13 protein-coding genes are annotated in these 18,931 nt (G+C 44.0%); all 13 read left to right on the top strand.

Going from position 1 to position 18,931, the window contains the following annotated elements:
• Positions 1–45 precede the first annotated feature (45 nt).
• The 13 genes from ABDB91_RS18195 (at position 46) to ABDB91_RS18135 (ending at position 18,844) form a co-directional block, all read left to right on the top strand.
• Complete coding sequence (locus ABDB91_RS18195) at positions 46–753, top strand: Vitamin B12 dependent methionine synthase activation subunit (protein ID WP_347489131.1); 708 nt, start codon at positions 46–48, stop codon at positions 751–753.
• A 120-nt stretch (positions 754–873) separates the two neighbouring features.
• Positions 874–3,894, top strand: coding sequence for a hypothetical protein (locus ABDB91_RS18190; RefSeq protein WP_347489130.1), 3,021 nt, complete (start codon positions 874–876; stop codon positions 3,892–3,894).
• A gap of 413 nt (positions 3,895–4,307) precedes the next feature.
• Entirely contained in the window at positions 4,308–6,692 is a 2,385-nt protein-coding gene (locus ABDB91_RS18185; RefSeq protein ID WP_347489128.1) for an MFS transporter, read from the top strand.
• Between the two features lie 24 nt (positions 6,693–6,716).
• Entirely contained in the window at positions 6,717–7,862 is a 1,146-nt protein-coding gene (locus ABDB91_RS18180) for an ABC transporter substrate-binding protein (protein ID WP_347489127.1), read from the top strand.
• Between the two features lie 30 nt (positions 7,863–7,892).
• Positions 7,893–9,278 (top strand): NHLP bacteriocin system secretion protein, encoded by a 1,386-nt coding sequence (locus ABDB91_RS18175; protein WP_347489126.1) that lies wholly within the window; start codon positions 7,893–7,895, stop codon positions 9,276–9,278.
• A gap of 29 nt (positions 9,279–9,307) precedes the next feature.
• Positions 9,308–11,470: an NHLP family bacteriocin export ABC transporter peptidase/permease/ATPase subunit gene (locus ABDB91_RS18170; RefSeq protein WP_347489125.1), complete on the top strand. Its 2,163-nt coding sequence runs from the start codon at positions 9,308–9,310 to the stop codon at positions 11,468–11,470.
• 84 nt (positions 11,471–11,554) lie between these two features.
• Positions 11,555–14,242 carry an NHLP bacteriocin export ABC transporter permease/ATPase subunit gene (locus tag ABDB91_RS18165; RefSeq protein ID WP_347489124.1) on the top strand — a complete coding sequence of 896 codons (2,688 nt, stop codon included), beginning with the start codon at positions 11,555–11,557 and terminating at the stop codon, positions 14,240–14,242.
• A gap of 23 nt (positions 14,243–14,265) precedes the next feature.
• Positions 14,266–15,381, top strand: coding sequence for a hypothetical protein (locus ABDB91_RS18160; protein WP_347489122.1), 1,116 nt, complete (start codon positions 14,266–14,268; stop codon positions 15,379–15,381).
• A gap of 2 nt (positions 15,382–15,383) precedes the next feature.
• On the top strand, positions 15,384–15,917 hold the full coding sequence (locus ABDB91_RS18155) for a sigma-70 family RNA polymerase sigma factor (RefSeq protein ID WP_347489120.1): 534 nt from the start codon (positions 15,384–15,386) through the stop codon (positions 15,915–15,917).
• Positions 15,918–15,946: 29 nt separating this feature from the next.
• Positions 15,947–16,243: a hypothetical protein gene (locus ABDB91_RS18150; RefSeq protein ID WP_347489119.1), complete on the top strand. Its 297-nt coding sequence runs from the start codon at positions 15,947–15,949 to the stop codon at positions 16,241–16,243.
• A gap of 189 nt (positions 16,244–16,432) precedes the next feature.
• Positions 16,433–17,167, top strand: a complete 735-nt coding sequence (locus ABDB91_RS18145; RefSeq protein ID WP_347489117.1) for a GNAT family N-acetyltransferase — start codon at positions 16,433–16,435, stop codon at positions 17,165–17,167.
• Between the two features lie 124 nt (positions 17,168–17,291).
• Positions 17,292–18,401 (top strand): ABC transporter substrate binding protein, encoded by a 1,110-nt coding sequence (locus ABDB91_RS18140; RefSeq protein WP_347489116.1) that lies wholly within the window; start codon positions 17,292–17,294, stop codon positions 18,399–18,401.
• 137 nt (positions 18,402–18,538) lie between these two features.
• Positions 18,539–18,844, top strand: a complete 306-nt coding sequence (locus ABDB91_RS18135) for a Nif11-like leader peptide family RiPP precursor (RefSeq protein WP_347489114.1) — start codon at positions 18,539–18,541, stop codon at positions 18,842–18,844.
• Positions 18,845–18,931 lie beyond the last annotated feature (87 nt).

Here is an 18,931-nt window from a genome sequence, read left to right as displayed (position 1 = left end):
TACTTGAAATTTAGCCCCAAAAGGCAAAAAGGTGGCAGTAAAGCAATGACAGAGCCAATTATTTGGGAATTGGATTTGCCGGATGTGACAGTGGAAAATATTTTTCAGGCCCAGGGAGCTGATTACGGCAAACGTTCTCCCCGCCCCGTTACAGTTGAATTATACAGGCAGGTATTGGCGGAAGCGGCCCTGTTGGCTCGCCCGACTATCATTTGGCGGGAGGTGGATATACAGGGGGCCGGGGTGCGGGAGCTTTTTTTGGAAGGTGGCCGGAAGCTAACCAGCCGCCTTCTTGCAACTATAGCGGGAAAAGCAGATAAGTTAATCTTATACGCTATGACTATCGGGAACGCTTTAGATCGGCGTGAGCAATATTACAGCAAAGCCGGAAAAACACTGGAAGCTTTTGTTTTGGATACAGCCGGGACGGCATACATTGTGAAAAGCGGCATCTCAGCCATGCAAAAGATAAAGAAGCATTGCCGTGCCGCAGGTTTAAAGACTACCTTTCCCATGGGGCCCGGGCATTCGTACTGGCCGTCTTTGGGAGATATGCAAACGATCTTTTATTTTCTTCCGGCGGAACAAATTGGCCTGCACCTGACGGACTCCAGCTTAATGCTGCCCCGTAAATCATTGGCTATGGTTATTGGAGCGGGTTACAACCTGCCCGACTTTCATGGCAAAACCCATTGCGATTTCTGCAGCCTTTCGGAAAAGTGTCAGCTGAGTTACTTTGAACAAAAATGCTAGATAATTGGTACAACAGTTTTGTAGTTGCAATCCGCCTGGTAACCCCTGTGAACCTTGTGTTATTATAGAAATAATGACATTTATAATAACGCAGATGCTTCAACAGGGGTGAGTAATTAATTGAATAACAATAATATAATTACGGCCAAGCTGCGATTGCCGCGTTTAGGTCAAGAAATTATTAATAGAAGCAGAATTTTACTAAAGATGGAAAGCTATAAGGAGAGAAAAGCCACCTTTGTTGTCGCTCCTGCGGGATATGGTAAAACAGTTTTTATTAATCAATTCGTTAACGGTACGGAGGTACCCTTTGTATGGTACCAGCTTGACTCCTCCGACAATGATCCGGTGCAGTTTTTTCAGTATCTCATTAGCGGAATTTCAGCGGCGGTACCTGATTTTCAGGTAAATTTACCCCGATTTAACCCGGAAGATGTAAAAGGCGATAAAAAATACTACAGTCTAATGGTATCAGTAATTAATGAGTTGGAGAATACGGCGGGAAAAGGATTAATTATTGTTTTTGACGATTTCCATTTAATAAATGATAAGGCAATATTAAAGTTTATGGAGCATTTTATAAGCTACATTCCCGGCTCTGTTCATGTCATAATATCTTGCAGGCATCAGCCGGATTTGCAGCTTTTAAGGCTGAAAGCAAGTGGGAGCATTATGGAAATAAATCAGCGGGATCTTGAATTCAACCGATCAGAGGCCATAATGCTGTTTCGTGTAATTGATGAAAATTACCTGGATGAAGAATATGTTGAGGCAATTCACAGCAAGCTGAACGGGTGGGCCTTGGGACTTAAATTGTTTAAACTGGCCTTCGGAGGCTCAATGGGCGGTTCAACGGAGGCCGCATTTTTAAGGGCTAAAAACGATATATTCGATTACATTTTCGATGAATTGTTCATTGGACTTGCGCCTGAAATTCAAAAATTTCTGCTTTATACTTCCGTACTGGAAAATATAACTCCGGAAGCTTGCAATTATATGCTTAATTTGCAGGATGCCGCGAAGAAGCTGAAATATATTGAAAGAAAAAGTTTATTCATTACTGCTATGGGCACGGGAGACGTGATTTCATACCGGTATCATCATATTTTTAGAGATTTTTTACTTGGTCTGCTTGCAGATAAAAAGTCTGGGGCTTTTGACCGAGCCGGAAATTATTATCTGCAAAGCGGCGCTTTTGAACAAGCGGTTGAATGCTTTAGATTAGCTGAGGATAACGTAATGCTGGTACAATCGATAGAACAGGCGGGACAGCAAATGCTTCAGCAAGGAAGATTGAAGACTGTCGAAGGTTGGCTTGCCACTTTGGAGGAAAGAGGACTTTTGGAAAGTCCCGTACTAATCATGCTAAAGGGTGAGTTGCTATCTTACAGCGGAAGTTTTGCGGAAGCCGGGGAGTGGATAGACAAGGCTTTTAGTTTATTTAAGGGAACCGGCGACAAGGATATGCTGTTCAGAGCTGCAATCCACAAGGCCAGGATTTTAAGGTATAAAGCCTCCTTTATGGAAAGTACCAGATTTATAAACCAATTTTTAGAGGATGGGGGGGATTTTCCATCCAGGTATAGCCTGGAGCTGGCTGCTGAAAAGGTTTACAGTCAATGGTTGGCGGGAGACATTCCGGCAGCTATAGAAACTGCCGAACAGGCTCTTAGCCGGAGGAAAAGATGGGAGAATAAGCAGTCGGCAGAGAGACTTTTCAGGTATATGACTGTTCTATATTTCCTGCGGGGGAATTATTCGGCTGCGCAGGAGCTTTATAAGCAGATTTTGAATTCCTGTAACGGTAATGAAGATACCCTTGAGCAAGGGTCTATTCCGCTCTATATGTCTTGTATATACAGAGAGCGGGGCGATCTTGCTAAAGCGCTTGATATGCTGAAACATTCGGTGGAAAGGAAACAGCGGGTCGGTTTTACCGAGGATTTGCATCTGGTTTACTTTAATATAGCAGTAACCTTACTTGGACATGGGGATTTGCAAGAAATTGACTATTACTGCCGGTTGGCGCAGAATGCTTTTAAACAGACCGGAGGGCATCTTGCCTATTATGAAATGATGCTGAAAGCTTTTCATATAGTAATTGTAGCATACTTTAAGGGTGAAGCTTCGCCGGAGGCGGAATCCCTAATGAAACAAACGATTATTAATCTTAAGGCCGAATCACGCTATCTGCTTGTTTATATGTCGCCCTATTTCGTACTTTATTATATTAAATACAAACAGTATCAAAAAGCTGATAAACTGTTAAAACTAGCTATACCTATAGGTGAATCCACCGGAATAAAATTCCAGCTATCCATGCTCTATGGATTAAAATCAGTGATCTCAAATGAGTATGGTAACAAGATAGGTATGATTGCATTTGCCGGGCAAAGTTTAAAATTGGCTGCGGCCGAACGGTACGAGCGATTTTTTCTGATTTTTCCCGAATTGCTTCCCTGTCTTGAAACCGCTGTAGTAAATGAGATAGAACAGGAATTTGTTGAAAGAATTATTTTGCGTTTGGATGCGCGGGCGGTTCCCTTGCTTTTAAAACTATTAAGGCATCCGGATTCTCAAGTCCGGGGCAAGGCGGTAAAGCTCTTTAAAATTGGCAACTACAGACCATGGAGGGAAATAGAGTCGCTTTTCTTTGACCCCGACGAGTTGGTGAGAGAAGCGGGATTTGCTATATTGAAAGAGCTAATTATGGAAGGGGAACAAACCCGGATAAAACTTTTTATTCGCTGTTTGGGGAACTTCGAAGTATACCTGTACAGTGACTGGAATAAGCCCCTGCTCTGGCGCACGTTAAAAGCAAAAGAGCTTTTTGCTTATCTTTTGCACTGGAAAGGAAGGCCGGTTTTAACCGAAAGAATCCTGGCTGATCTGTGGCCGGATTTAAATATTAAAAAAGCCCGCAATCTTTTCCATACCAATCTTACTAATGTCAAAAGTCTGCTGAATCACTGCGGACTGGAAGGAAACCTGCAGAAACGTCAATCCGGATATGCGTTGGATACACGGGGAATGGTCTGTGATGTATGGCATATGGGTGCTGAAGGATGCAGGGGCGTATACCTTGAGGATATTTATTCCGATTGGCCGGTGGACAGGCGAGCGGAACTGGAACAGGAATAAGAATATTTTACGAAGAAAACTCATCAACTTCTTTAACTTGAAAGGATATCCTTATTCGGACACTTAAAGGTGTCCTTTTTTGTTTAGAAAATGTTTGGAGTCATACCGTAAAATATTATGTAGAAAAAGAATGCTATTTACCCGCATGTTGCAATTTAAAGTCAAAATACATATTATTTTTGATCTGTAATGAAATGGAGCTTTAGTTGTAATAACCAATAGAAATACTTTCAAGTACGCATGAAAGTCAATGGTATGTGTTGTTAGCTAAAATGGTAATTTTTTTGCCCCTGCTAGTATTTTCAGGTTATTAGTGCTAATATATGAAATAAAAACTAATTTGTCATAAAAAAGCTAATTTTGTTGTAAGAGAGTAGGTTTTTAAGTCGATGTTATTGGGTGTCTTAAACTAGATGTTGGCCAAAATGGATGGTGCAGAAATGATTCCCACAAAAACCAATAATTTTCCCCATAACTATCGGGCCGGTCATTCCACCGCACCAACGGAAAAGGCAAACGCCAAAATGTTATTGCTGGCTGTGATCCTGTTAGTGATAATTATGGCTTATACCGGAACACTTAACTACATGACCTTCGTGGATAATTATAATAAATCTCTGGTAAATACTTATTCCATTGCCGGCGATGAACTGGTTAGAAAAATTGAATATGCTCTGCATTACGGTAAATCAATCGACAATTTTTACGGCATGAGCGATACCCTGAACGAGTTAAAGAAAATTGTTAAAGAGGTCGACTATATAAATATAATTTCGCCTCGCGGAGAAATCCTATATGATTTGCACGGTTTTGTTAATAACGAAACATTACCTGAAGAGTTATTAACAACAGCTGTTTTTCAGCAGGGTACGATAAATGAAAAATGCAGCTACCAATCTTTTGAAGGAAAACATTACATATTTTTAAAAATTCTCGGCTCCGATGCCAATTGGGTCGCTACTCTGGGCATGGCCCTTCCGGGGAATTTGTTCCAAAATTTAAACAACGATAATAAGAATAAATTAGTTGTCTATCTGGCGGGGGTAGTGTTAGCGACATTTTTTTTATTATACATAATTTTATTAAAGACCGAACTTTTAACCTCGGACGGCCAAGTAAACAGGAAAAGGATCTTAATTATTTTCATTGCCGTTTTAGGTTCGGCTCAGTTGTTATATTGCGGCATTAACTATCATCTTTTTAAAAACGCTTACGGGGATCTGGCCCTGCAGAGTAAAAGCTTTGTAGAGAACATGGTGGCCCAAAACATAGAAAATGTTTACCGTATGGGGATCGGTCTGGAAGATGTGGACGGCGTAGATGAATATTTGGGAAAAATTAAATCCGGGCTGCCTCTGTTGGAAAGTATAGCTATTACTGAACCCGGATCGGGTACCGGCGCCGTTGTGATGGATTCTGTCAATTCCCGGGCGGTTGCTTCGGTCAGTGCCCGAATCTCCTCTGCTTATATTGACCGGTTGATGCTCGAAATTCTATTGGACATGCTAACTGTCCTGATAATTTCTTTCTTTTTCATGATCGAATTAACCCTGCTGGCGACAATGGTCATGAGCAGCGGTAGTATCCCGGGTGCAAACAAAAAGTTTAGCCCGGCAATCTCCCATACTTCCGAGTTAATTAGAGGATTAATATTTGTTGTAAATATTTGCGTTTATATGTCCATTACCTTTGTTCCCATAGTTATGCAGAATCTATACCAACCCATTTGGGGCATGCCCCGGGATGTGGTGCTGGGGCTGCCTATTTCCGCCGAAATGCTGGGGGGGATACTGGCCATTGTCGTGGCCGGACTGCTGATAGATAAACGGGGCTGGAGAACTATTTTTTATACGGGCGTGTTATTTTTAGCAGTGGGAAATTTGTTTTCCGGGCTAAGTTCCAATGTTATTCCCTTTATTCTTTCCAGAATGATAGCCGGTTTAGGCATCGGATTTATATTAATGACTTTGCGTAGTTTAGCGGTCTCTTTGCCGGAAAGGAATTTTGCCATTGCGGAGTTTTCAGCGGGTTCCATAGCCGGATTGAATTGCGGCGCGGTTATCGGGGGCATGCTGGCCGATAGAATAGGATATCAAACGGTTTTTTGCCTATCGGCTATGATGGTAATTTTTTCCTGCGCTTATGTTTACAAGTTAATGGCGGGTCTGGAAATTGAGCGCAGGATAACCAGTGCGGTTTCTGCCTGGAACAAGTTTGTCAATTTCATATCCGACAAAAGAGCGCTCTTGTTTTTGTTGTTAATATTTGCCCCTTTCTTTATTGCCGGGGCGTTTTTAGATTATTATTTCCCGCTTTTTGCTAAGGGACATGACCTTACCCAGGGCGATATCAGCCGGGCTTTTCTGCTAAAAGGTTTGTGCATTATTTATCTTGGACCGGTTTTGACCAGGTTGGCGACCCGTTACCTGGGAGATAAAAAAGGTATAATATTCTCTTTGTTTATAATTGCTTGTGCACTGGCTGTTTTTATGTTCTGGGGTACTATTCCCGCAGCTTTTGTAACGGTTATTTTGCTGGGTATTGCCGAGAGTTTCGGGTTGGCCATGCAGACGACTTATTTTTTAAACTTAAAGCCGGTACGGGATTTGGAGATAAACAAGGCTATTGCTTATTTCAGCGTGATGGTTAATGCAAGCATGATGGCCGGGCCCATTATTTTTGGTTTTACCCTGACCCTGGGCATGAGAATGGGAGTGGGATTGATAACCGGAGTTCTGTTGGCTTTGCTGATGGCATTTATCCTTATCTCTAACAGATATCAGCAACAAATTAATTAATAAAGGGGAAATGAGGTCGGTGATATGAAAAGAATTGTCAAAATACTTTTGGTTTTTATGTTGTCTTTAGGTACGTTAACCGGTTGTTGGGACGCTGACCTGGCAAAACAGAGAGCAAAGGAAGCCGGCCAAGGGGACGACATTATTATCGGGGTTCCCGTTCCCCGTGATTTTACGGAAAAGAACACCGGTTTTTTAAAGGGGCTGGAACTAGCGCTTGAGGATATCAACTCCCGTGGCGTAAATAATAAAAAAGTTAAGTTGGAGATTGTTGATGACCGGGGAGTCTTTAAAAACGCGGTGGATATAGCCCAGGGCTTTTCGGAAAACACCCGCATGACGGCAGTAATCGGGCATTGGTTTTCGGATATTTGTATCCCGGTATCGTCGATATATGAAGAATCGGGCTTGTTGGTAGTAGTCCCCACCGTATCCAACACGGAGCTGGCCGAAAATAATTACCGTTACATATTCCAAAACGTGCCCAGCGATAAAAAAGTGGCCGAGCACATATGCCTGCACGCTAAAAACGAGGGTTTTAAGCATATGGTAATTTATTACGAGGATAGCTCCTACGGGTGGAATTTGGCGGATGCCTTTGAAAAAGAGGCCAAAAATAACGGCATCAAAATAGTTGACCGATGTTCCGACATGATAAGTGAAATCGATCTAAGAAGGGCACATGATAAATGGACCGCCCTGGATTTTGATGCGGTATTCCTGGCTCTGAACATGCCGGAAGGAGGCCAATTCATAAAGGAATTCAGGAAGCTTGATCCTCGTACCCCCATCTTATCCGGTGACGGCCTGGATGTAAGCAACATAGCCGAAGCGCTGGGGGGGGATGGCGAGGGAGTTGTGATGGCCACTATATATAACCCTCTTGACGGGAGACCGGAATTAAAGGAGTTTAAAGAACGATACAGGCAAAAGTACGGTGAAGAACCCGATGTGTGGGCCATACAGGGTTACGATTCTTTGCAGCTGATTACCCGGGCAATTGAAGAAACGGATAGTTGTTCACCGGCGGTGCTGGCTGATTATTTGCGGAATATGAAATCCATGCGTCTGGTTGCCGGAGATATTTCCTTTAACGATTACGGGGAAGTTCAGGGCAGGGAAGTATATAAGAAAAAAATAGTGAACGGCGAATTGAAATATATTGATTGACGAGAACCCTTGGAGGGAGGTAACGGCATTATGGCTGAAAATAAGGTTTTCCGAAAAGTATCCCTGGATCGTTTGTCTTCACCGGAAGAATTGGATCAGCGGTTAACAGTTACATCGCCAACAGGCTGGTTGGCCTGCCTGGCTGTTATTATGCTGGTTGTAACGGGCATTATTTGGGGAATTTTCGGGAAAATACCCGACAAGGCCGTGGGCCAGGGGATTATTATATCCAGCGGTGGTGTCTCCGGCGTAATTCCCCGCGTCAGCGGCCAGATAACCGATGTTAGTGTCCGGGAGGGCGATTACGTGGAAAAAGGTGATGTAATCGCCAGGGCGGAACAAACGGATATTATCGAAGAGATCAATAAACTTAAAGTGGATCTGAAAGTTATAAAGGAATTGGACCCGAATAACCCCCTGCAGGAAGATGATAAGCTGGATCTAAATACTTACGGGCAAATAGCTGAATTTTTTCGGGATATAGGATATGCCAGGACAAGCCTTGATGTCCAGAGAGCTAATCTAAGCTCTGCCGAAAAAACCCGGGCTATAGAGCTGGAGCAGGCTAAATCGGAACTGAACCAGGCGACGCTGCAGCTGGAAAAAACAAAGGAAAACTATGAAAACTTAAAGTACTTGTTTGATAATGGCGCTGTATCCGAACAAGATTTTAAAGAAGCTGAGCGTAATTTTATATTGAGCGAATCAAATCTGCAAAACAAGAAAGAGCAGCTGCGGAATCTGCAATTGGAAGGTAATGAATATACCCGGTCCCAAGTGCAACAGGCCGAGGAAAATTTAGAAGTTTTGATACAGACATTAAATAAAATCAAGTTTTCAAAAGAAAAGGAACTGGAAACCGAAATTGCCAGGCTGCAGGAGCAGCTTGTTATTAACAGCGATATTACATCGGATGTTGCGGGGCGTGTATTGGAGCTGCAGGTTAAAAAAGGCGACCTGGTACAGGCAGGCAGCAGTGTTTGCAGTATTGCCAAAGAAGAAAATGAAGCCGAATCGTTGGAGGCGGTGGTATTTATACCGGTGGAGCAAGGGAAAAAGGTACACCCGGGCATGGAGGTTAACATTTCTCCCACCACTGTTAAAAAAGAAGAGGACGGGTATATGCTGGGAAACGTTAAATCAGTTTCCGAATATCCCGTCAGTTCCCAGGGTATGATGCTTACCCTGGGCAATGCGGAATTGGTCAACAAGTTGTTGGGTCAAAGTTCGCCCGTGGAGGTCAGGGTGGAACTAATCAGGAATAGCGGTACGGTTAGCGGGTATAAATGGTCCACGCCCGATGGGCCGAAAATGATCATAGATAGCGGAACTTTATGCATCGGGGAAGCAAAAGTAAGTGAACAGCGACCAATCAATATGGTTATTCCCTTTATTAAAAAGATTTTGTTTGAATAATTCAGTGCTTGAATATTGGGGTGATTGCCTTGGGGACAAAAAGTGAGAGAAAAAAGGTTCCGTCCATACTACAAATGGAAGCGGTGGAATGCGGCGCCGCTTCCCTGGCGATGATTTTTGCTTTTTATAAAAAGTTTACCTCTCTTGAGCAGCTGAGGGTTGATTGCGGGGTTACCCGCGACGGTGTAAAAGCAAGCAATATACTCAAGGCGGCCCGAAGATACGGTTTTGAGGCTAAAGGCTATCGCAAAGAACCGCGGGACCTGAGGGAGATGCACCTGCCTGCTATTATCCACTGGAATTTTAACCATTTTGTTGTTTTGGAGGGTTTTGACAAGGACAAGGTGTATATCAACGATCCCGGCAGTGGTCCCAAAGTGGTTACAGAAGAGGAGTTTGACCTGTCTTTTACCGGGGTAATTTTGGCGTTTCGGCCCGGGCCGGACTTTAAGCCCAGTGGTCAAAAAAGCAGTTTTATAGTTTCTTTGAAAAACTGGGTTCAAGGTTCACAAACGGCACTGGTCTATTTAGTTATTGTAGGATTGTTAATGGTTATACCGGGGCTCATTATACCCACATTTTCCAAGATATTTATCGACAATATCCTGCTGGGCGGGAAGAGTGACTGGCTCAAACCCTTACTCTGGGTGATGGGGGCGGTGGTTATTTTACAGGCCACGCTTACCTGGCTGCAACAGCATTACTTATTGCGGATGGAAACAAAAATCGCCCTGACCAATGCGGGAAAATTTTTCTGGCATATTTTTAGGTTGCCGGTGCTTTTTTTCCAACAGCGTTCCGCCGGCGATATCGCCAACAGAATGCGGAGCAATGACCAGGTAGCCGCCTTTTTATCGAGGGAACTGGCTGAGACGGCAATCGGTATGCTGACGCTGGTCTTTTACTTGATTGTTATGCTGCAGTATAGCTTTTATCTGACCCTTATCTCCCTGCTTCTCGGCGGGATAAGTATTGTCTATCTGGTTTATTCGTCCAACAAGATCGAAACCATGAATAAAAAATTATTGCAGGATGCGGGCAAAGTAAGGGGTTTTTCCATTTCGGGGTTATACATTATTGAAACATTAAAGGCCACCGGTTCCGAATCGGACTTTTTTGCCAAATGGTCGGGCTACCATGCCAAGCAGATTAATGCCCAGCAGAAGTTGGGCCAAACCACGCAAATTCTGTTTCACCTGCCTAATTTTCTAAGGGAATTTGCCGACGTGGTTATCCTGTTTGTGGGCGGCCTGATCATTATTAACGGCAACCTGACCATAGGTTCTTTAATTGCTTTCCAGGGTTTGTTGGCGAGCTTTATGAACCCGGTCAACAGTTTGACGCAAATGGGCATGCGGATAAAACAAGTGCAGGGGGATATAAACCGCCTGGAGGATGTTTTTAAATACAAGGTTGACGAGAATGTCAGCCGGGAAATAACTGTTGATAACGAGGAAGATAAATACAAAAAGCTGGAAGGGTATTTGGAAATAAAAGACCTAACCTTTGGCTATAATCCCTGGGACCCTCCTCTAATTGAAAATTTTAACTTAACTTTAAGGCCGGGTGCCCGGGTGGCTCTGGTAGGCGGTTCCGGCAGCGGTAAAAGTACGGTGGCCAGGTTGATTACCGGCATTTACCAACCCTGGTCGGGAGAAGTGCTTCTTGACGGGGTAACTAAAGACAAGCTGCCCCGAGATGTAATAACCAATTCGTTGGCTGTGGTTGACCAGGATATCAATATGTTTGACGGGACCATCAGGGAGAACCTGACCATGTGGGATAATACAATACCGGAAACCGGTATTATACGCGCCGCCAAGGATGCCTGCATACATGATGTTATAACTACCCGGGATAAAGGATATGAGCACAAAGTACGTGAGGGCGGTGCGAACTTTAGCGGCGGGCAGCGGCAAAGGTTCGAAATAGCCAGAGCGTTAACCGGCAACCCTTCAATATTAATTTTAGACGAGGCAACCAGTGCTCTGGACGTGCAAACGGAAAAAACGGTTGATGAAAATATTCGCCGGCGCGGTTGTACCTGCGTTATTGTCGCTCACCGTTTGAGTACCATCCGGGATTGTGATGAAATAATCGTCATGGATAAGGGTAAAATTGTTCAGCGCGGTACTCACGAGGGATTAAAAAACATGGGTGGACTTTACGCGGATTTAATACGTGCCAGTTAATACTACAGCATAATCAAAAGATTGGCGGGCGCAGTAAAGCAAACAATATTAAGTTGTAGTATCGGAGTAAAGGATGGTTGAGCCGTGAACTTTTTAAGAGGCTTGGAGCATAAAGAAATAAAAGCTGAGGGGAACAACCCTGTAATTCTGGGCGCAGGTAAAGTATGGGTAGTTAAAGAGGGACAGGTTGATCTGTTTGCCGCCAAAATCTCAGCCGGTGAAGCGGCCGGCCGCAGAAAATATTTATTTACCGCGGGAAAAGGGGACCTCTTATTAGGGGCCGAGCCCGTTGTCAGGGGAGAGACGCAGTACGGGTTACTGGCAGTGGGGTGCACGGGAACCAGATTACTGGCGGCTGAAATCCGGCAGTTATTGAAAGGGACTGACGGAGAAGATATGAAAAAGCTGTCCGGCTTACTGGAAAAATGGACTAAAAATTGGACCGGTACCGGGATTAAAGAAGAACGGCACTTTGGCCGGGATATTGAACTCAGCGCCATATTAGATAACCTGGCCGGCTTTAATAAAACTGCTTTTAACCGGGTTGTCGAGCTGCTTCTGGCCGAAAAAAAAGAAGAGGTATTAAGATGTCAAGCAAGAGAAGAGACAGACAACTATTCAATGAGCAGCGGATTGCACAGTCTTGTCAACTCTATGAACTTAAAACAAAAGCCTGATGATGGTGTGCAAGAATCATTGGTGGATAATTTGCTGTTTAAGGCCTGCGCAGCGGTGGGCAAGGCCAAGAATATTAAAATTGTCCCTTCTAACGAGCTTAGTAAAGGAAACGCGGCATCCAAGGACTTGCTGGGTGATATCGCCAGGGCGTCACAAATTAGAATGAGACAAATTATCTTAAAAGATCAATGGTGGAAAGAAGACAACGGCGCCCTGCTGGTTTACAGGGAAGAAGACGGGCGGCCGCTGGCATTATTGCCGCTGTCGCCAACCAAGTACGAGTTATATGACCCTTCAGACGAGACCATGGCTGTTGTAGACAGTAAGGCAGCGGATCTTCTGAAACCGTACGCTTTTACTTTTTATCGTCCTCTTCCCCCAAAGGTGATCGGTTATAAAGAATTACTTGGTTTTTTAGCCGGTGGGATACGGAAGAGGGACCTTACCACCGTTTTACTTATGGGCATTCTGGGTGGATTATTAGGCATGCTGACTCCCGTGGTGACGGGGATAATCTTTGACAGCGTCATTCCCGACGGTGAAAGAGTGCTGCTCACACAGATTGGTTTCTTACTCATAGCAATTGCGACAGCTACTTTTGCTTTTAACCTGACCCGAGCTTTTGCTATGCACCGGATAGAAGGAAGAACGGAGTCTGATTTGCAGGCGGCTATCTGGGACCGGTTATTGAGTCTGCCCGTACCCTTTTTTAAGGATTACACTGCCGGTGAGCTGGCCGAACGGGCCATGGGCGTGAGCCAGATCAGGGCTATTTTATCGGGTGCTGTTTCCAACACGGTCATTTCCGGTATCTTCTCGATATTTTATTTTTTCCTGTTGTTTTATTATAGCTGGAAACTGGCCCTTATTTGCTTGGCTATTGTTATATTTGTTATGGCCATATCTCTTTCATGCGGGTATTTACAAATCCGCTATGAGCGCCAATTGGTGGATTTGCAAAATAAGCTTTCAGGAAAGATTTTTAACCTGCTCAGCGGTGTGAGCAAAATAAAAACCGCGGGGGCTGAAAAACGGGCTTTCCATAACTGGGCCCGGCAATTCAGCCAGGTCAGGGACGTTACATATAAAAAGGAAAACTTGGGTAACTATATGGCGGTTTTCAATTCCACCGTCAATGTAATTGCATCGGGGATTATCTTCTTTGCGGTTTTGAAAATGCAAGATGTAAATCTGGTTGCGGGCAAGTTTATTGCTTTTAACTCGGCGTTTACCAAATTCCTAAGCTCCATGCTTGAAATATCCACTGTGATCCTGCAGCTCAATATTATTAAGCCATTATATGAAAGAACCAAGCCTATTCTGGTAACTCTGCCCGAGTTTGACCAGGAAAAGGCGGATCCCGGAGAGCTCCGGGGCAATATTGAAGTCAGCCATGTCAGTTTCCGCTATGAAAAAGACGGTCCATTAATTTTAGACGATGTTACGCTGGAAATCAAACAGGGGGACTATGTGGGTATAGTAGGGCCTTCGGGCAGCGGAAAATCAACCTTATTCAGGGTATTACTGGGTTTTGAGAAGCCGGAAGCCGGGCAGGTTTATTACGATCAACAGGATTTAGCAAATGTCGACATACGTGCCGTTCGCCGTCAACTGGGTGTGGTGCTTCAGGGCGGACAATTAATGTCCGGGAGTATATTTGATAACATTATCGGGGCGAACCCGGGCTTAACCATTGACGACGCTTGGGAAGCGGCCCGCATGGCGGGTATGGAAGAGGATATTAAAAGTATGCCCATGGGCATGCACACCATGGTCAGTGAGAGTGGCGGCACACTTTCCGGGGGACAAAAACAGCGGCTTTTAATTGCCCGGGCGATTATCTCCGGACCCAAGATCGTTTATTTTGATGAAGCTACCAGTGCTTTGGATAATAAAACCCAAAGAATCGTGGGCAAAAGCTTATCCGGATTAAATGCAACGCGAGTAGTCATAGCTCACCGGTTAAGCACAATTGCCGATTGCAACAAGATAATTGTTTTGGATCGGGGCCGGGTAATCGAATGCGGCACCTATGATGAATTGTTTGAACAAAATGGCGTGTTCACCCAGTTAGCTAAAAGACAACTTGCTTAGTAAATTATCAAGGGAGTGGGACCATGCAGGAACAATTGTCATTTCTGCTGGAAAATTATTTCGATCATACCCATTTTAAACCCCGGCAGGGAATACCCCTGCCGGATGAACTCTTTGTCCGGGATTGGGAGGAATATATAAAGGATATTCCTCAACATGGCTTTCTCGCTTCCCTGCAACAAAGGTTGATACAGCTTAATTTTCCGGTTAGAGAAGGAATGAGCCAAAATTCCAATTACCGTTCGGCTGCCCGGAAAGGGGCCGAGACTTCTGCAATGCCTGAAGCAACGGGGGTTAGACTGGAAGAGCCCGGTAATATTGAAGTATATCTTTATCAAACGCTTGCCGGCGGAATACCGGTAATGCAGATTGGGAACAGGAGTGATTTTGAAACTTTAGTGCGCGTATTTGCCCACAGAAACGAGCCGGTATTGATACCACCTTCTATGGGCGCCTGTATGATTAAGGGTTATAACAATTGGGACCGGGTAAAAAAGTACAAAGAAAAATGGCACAGTGCCAACGGTCATAAAGAAAACCCGGACTTATTATGGCAACTGGAATTTGAAAAGATGAAGTCCCAAACGGAGTTTTACAGGGATACATTTTTAATACTCAGTGACAAGGAATATAGCAATGTTCCCGCTGAGATGCTGGGTATATCCGGTGAGCGGTGGAGGCGTTTATCCCTGGATATTCGCCGGGAACATGAGGCTACGCATTATTGCACGCTGCGTTTTTGGAATTCGGCCCGCAATCATTTATTGGATGAACTGATTGCCGATTACATGGGCTTGGCAGCTGCCACAGGCAGCTACAGGGCGCACTGGTTTCTTTGTTTTATGGGCCTGGAGGATTACCCCGTTTATCGCACCGGAGGCAGGCTGGCCAACTACTTAAAAGACAAGGAATTATCGGGTCGGGCCTTTGAAAAATTAAAGTTTTATATTTATAACGCGGCTTGTAATCTGGAAATATTCAGTGACAAGTATGCTCCGTGTTTTTATCAGGGTGAGGGAAAATATCAAATGCTGTTAGCCATGTCCAAGATGAATTTAGTTGAGCTGGCGTCGGAAAATATGGAGAAAAAGTTGCTGGAAAACGGTTTGGAAGCCTTTTTAGGGGAAGAGGTGCGCTGAAATTGAACTTTAACGGTATTCCCGTACAAACAATACATTCGGATTTATATTCCGAAGTATATAATGAATACTTTCCCAAAGTTTACAAATACATTCTTTACAGAGTAGGCGACATTAGTACGGCGGAAGACCTGGTCAGTGAAGTGTTTGAAAAAGTGCTGGTAAAGTTTAATACATACAACCCGGGTAAAGGCAAGTTCAGCACGTGGCTGTTTACTATAGCCAACAATACTATAATCAATTACTTCAAGAAGAATAACCGGCATACGGAGCCTATCGACTTGGAGAAAGTGGAATCAAAATACCGGCTGGAGGATTTGATTATCGACCGGGAATTAAAAGAACTTCTTCTTAAGGCAATTATGGGCCTGGACGACAGGCAAAGAAATGTAATTGCGCTGAAATTCGGAGCTTGCCTAACCAACCGCCAAATCGCCCGGATGGTGAACATAACGGAAAGTAATGTCGGAACAATTCTCTACAGGTCCTTAAAAAAGTTAAAGGACATTTTAAAGGAGCAGGGAGTTGTATATTAAGCCAAATTGTGATTTGAGGTGTAAAGCAAATGTGCGATAAACATTCCTTGGAGTCATTCATTGCAGATATAGACAAGATCGTATCCGGGGAGTCAGGCAGCTCATCTGAGTACGAGGGCTGTGATGAAGAATACAAAGAATTATTATTCCTTGCTCAGATGCTGGCGAAAGCGGATTATACCCCGGAAAACCGGGAGCGGATAAACCGAATAAAAAAGATGCTGTCGGCTATTCCGGAAAACGGTGAAATAGAGGATGATGAATTGGATATGGTTGCCGGTGGGGTTAATTTGAACGATATATTAGATAAAAAGGACGGTATATAGGCTGTTAAGCTGATGTGAAATTGTTTTGTGATACTTATTAGCTTTTATTGTATAAAAAAGCAGCGATATTGATTGTGAGCATTACCTTTATGTTCCCAGTTGATAATTGGTTGTGCACCCGGCATATCAATTATATGCCAAGAACGCGGTAAATATGGTTGATTTTTACTTTTGAGGTGGTTGGCGTGAGTGATAGAAAAGGGAGAAATAATTAAACGCCGGGATTTGCAGCTCTACCCTTACATAATCAGGGTTCTTGATCGTGATGATATGCCACAAGTTATAGGTTTGCAAAATTTTGTAATCAATTTAATGGAAAACAAGAGTTTCTGCGTTTCCTTAACTCCGGAGGAACATTATGAAATAATGGACGGTAATGGTGAGAGCATCGGGCTATTTGTTCAGGGTAAGCTGTGCGCCGTTTGTTCAATTTTATTTCCCGGCCGCCGCGAGGATAATATGGCCCGGCAGCTTGGTTTTGATGATCAAGAATTAACGCATGTGGCGCAGCTGGAATTGTCGCTGGTTCATCCCGATTGGCGGGGAAATAACTTGCAAAAAAGGATGGCGGGTATGCTGGCCCGGCGGGCAAAAAAGAAAAAAAATTACAGGTACTTGTTTACCACAGTATCGCCTTATAACTATCCCAGTATTAAAACCGTTACCTCAATGGGCTTAAATATTGTTAAATTATGTAAAATGTATTGCCAATGGGATAGATATGTTGTATATAAAAATTTGGTTAATCCTGTGCGGTTGGATAAAAGCAGCACAATTCATGTTCCCGGTACTTTTTTTGAAAAACAGCGGGAGTTATTAAACAATGGATATCTGGGCTTCTCCCAGTTTAAGGATGAAGAGGGTATAAAAATAATGTTTGCCAAAAAAATTCACAGTTATCGAATTTTATCTCAAGAAGGTTGATCCAAGGGGATAAACAAGCCGGGGCTGAACTCGTTTTTCTAATTGTTTTTCTAATTACAGAGAAGGGTGAGGCGCACTGAAAAGAATAGTAATAATTTCTTTCATTGTCATTTGTTTGTTAACCATGAATTTCAATGGGTCAATTGCCTTTAATATTTCCCGGGCCACGGGTGAGGACGATGCTCTTATTCCCGCTGCCGGAGAAGACGGCGGCAAGTGGCGAATCGGCTATTGTGAAAGCGAGGAATTTATTACTTACTCTAAAACGCTGGCGGGGATTGTTAATGGTTTGTATGAAAGGGGTTGGCTCACCGACCTTAAAGGGTTTGACAGCGTCGGCAACAGTAATGACGCCAGGAATATCTGGCGCTGGTTGGCAGCCAGGGAGGTAAGCCCTTATATCGAATTTGTGGATGATGCCTTTTATAACTTAAAAAAAGGCGACAATAATGCGGATATAATTGAGCGTTTAAATAAACCGGATGATTTGGATCTCATGGTGGTGATGGGGACAGAGGCGGGCGTTGTATTAGGCAACGATAGCCGCCATGATACCGATATTTTTGTTTTTGCCGCCTCTAATGCTGTGCGGGCGGGGATTATTGATTCGGTGCAAGATTCAGGACGTGATCACGTATGGGCTCATATGGACCCGAATCGTTTTGAACGCCAGCTCAATGTGTTTTACGACATCGTGAAATTTAAAAAGCTGGGCATGGTTTACGAGGATTCCGATATAGCAAGGGTTTACTCGGCGGTAAATGAGGTTGAGGCCTTGGCTGTGGAAAAAGGCTTTGAAATAGTACGGTATTATGTGGATGAACCCCGTAATCCGGAGGATTATCAGCGGTACTATCGGGAGGTCCGGGAAGCATATGCCAAGCTGGCGCCCCGGGTGGATGCCATGTTTGTTACCATTGCTTCACTGGAAAGCGCAAAGCTGCCGGAGTTATTTACTCCGTTTTATAAAAATAGTGTACCTGTTTTTTCACAGCTGGGAAATGTGGAAGTCGAAAACGGGGCACTGATGACAGTATCTGTAATGGATGAATTAAACGTGGGGCGTTTCGGAGCCGACACTATAATAAAATGTCTGAGAGGAGCTAAGCCCCGGGAATTAACTCAGGCATTTCAATCCGCGCCGAGAATCGCATTTAACGCCAAGGTTGCCGGGAAAATAGGTTTTAAAATACCGTTTGAATTAATCATGGTAACCGATGAAGTTTACCGGTAAATTGATTATATTTGCATTTTTATGTGCTACTTTTTATCGTTTTTTGTATAAACAGTTGCAAGGCGAGAGAGTAATGGTTCCATCGGTCATAAGGTCGTCAGACCTATTGATAAATTAAAAAATGGGAGGTTATGGACATGACAGAGGCAATGAAGAGTTTTATCGAAAAGCTGGGCAAGGATGAGGCTTTGCAGAATAAGCTGAAAGCATGCAAGAGCCCGGAGGAAGCTTTTGAGGTTGCCAAGGGTGCGGTTGACGGATTAAGTTTTGATGAGTTTACTTCCACCATGAAGAAGCTGAACGAGTCGATCACGAAAAACAAAGGCGAGCTTTCGGATGACGATCTGGAGCAAGTGGCGGGCGGCTGGAGCGATGATAATACAGTTACTGTTGTTACCGCTACCATTGGTGCGGCAGGACCTGCGGCCGCAGCTGCCATATAAGTTTGAGCGGCCGGATTTAAACGTGATAACGGGCAGGGCAGTGCAATCGCTCTGCCCGTCGCGGTTAATTACCAGTTTTTACATCAG

The sequence above is a fragment of the Desulfoscipio sp. XC116 genome (assembly GCF_039851975.1).
GTDB lineage: Bacteria > Bacillota > Desulfotomaculia > Desulfotomaculales > Desulfallaceae > Sporotomaculum.
The sequence above is the reverse complement of the archived record's forward strand: the minus strand, read 5'-3'. Positions and strand labels throughout refer to the sequence as shown.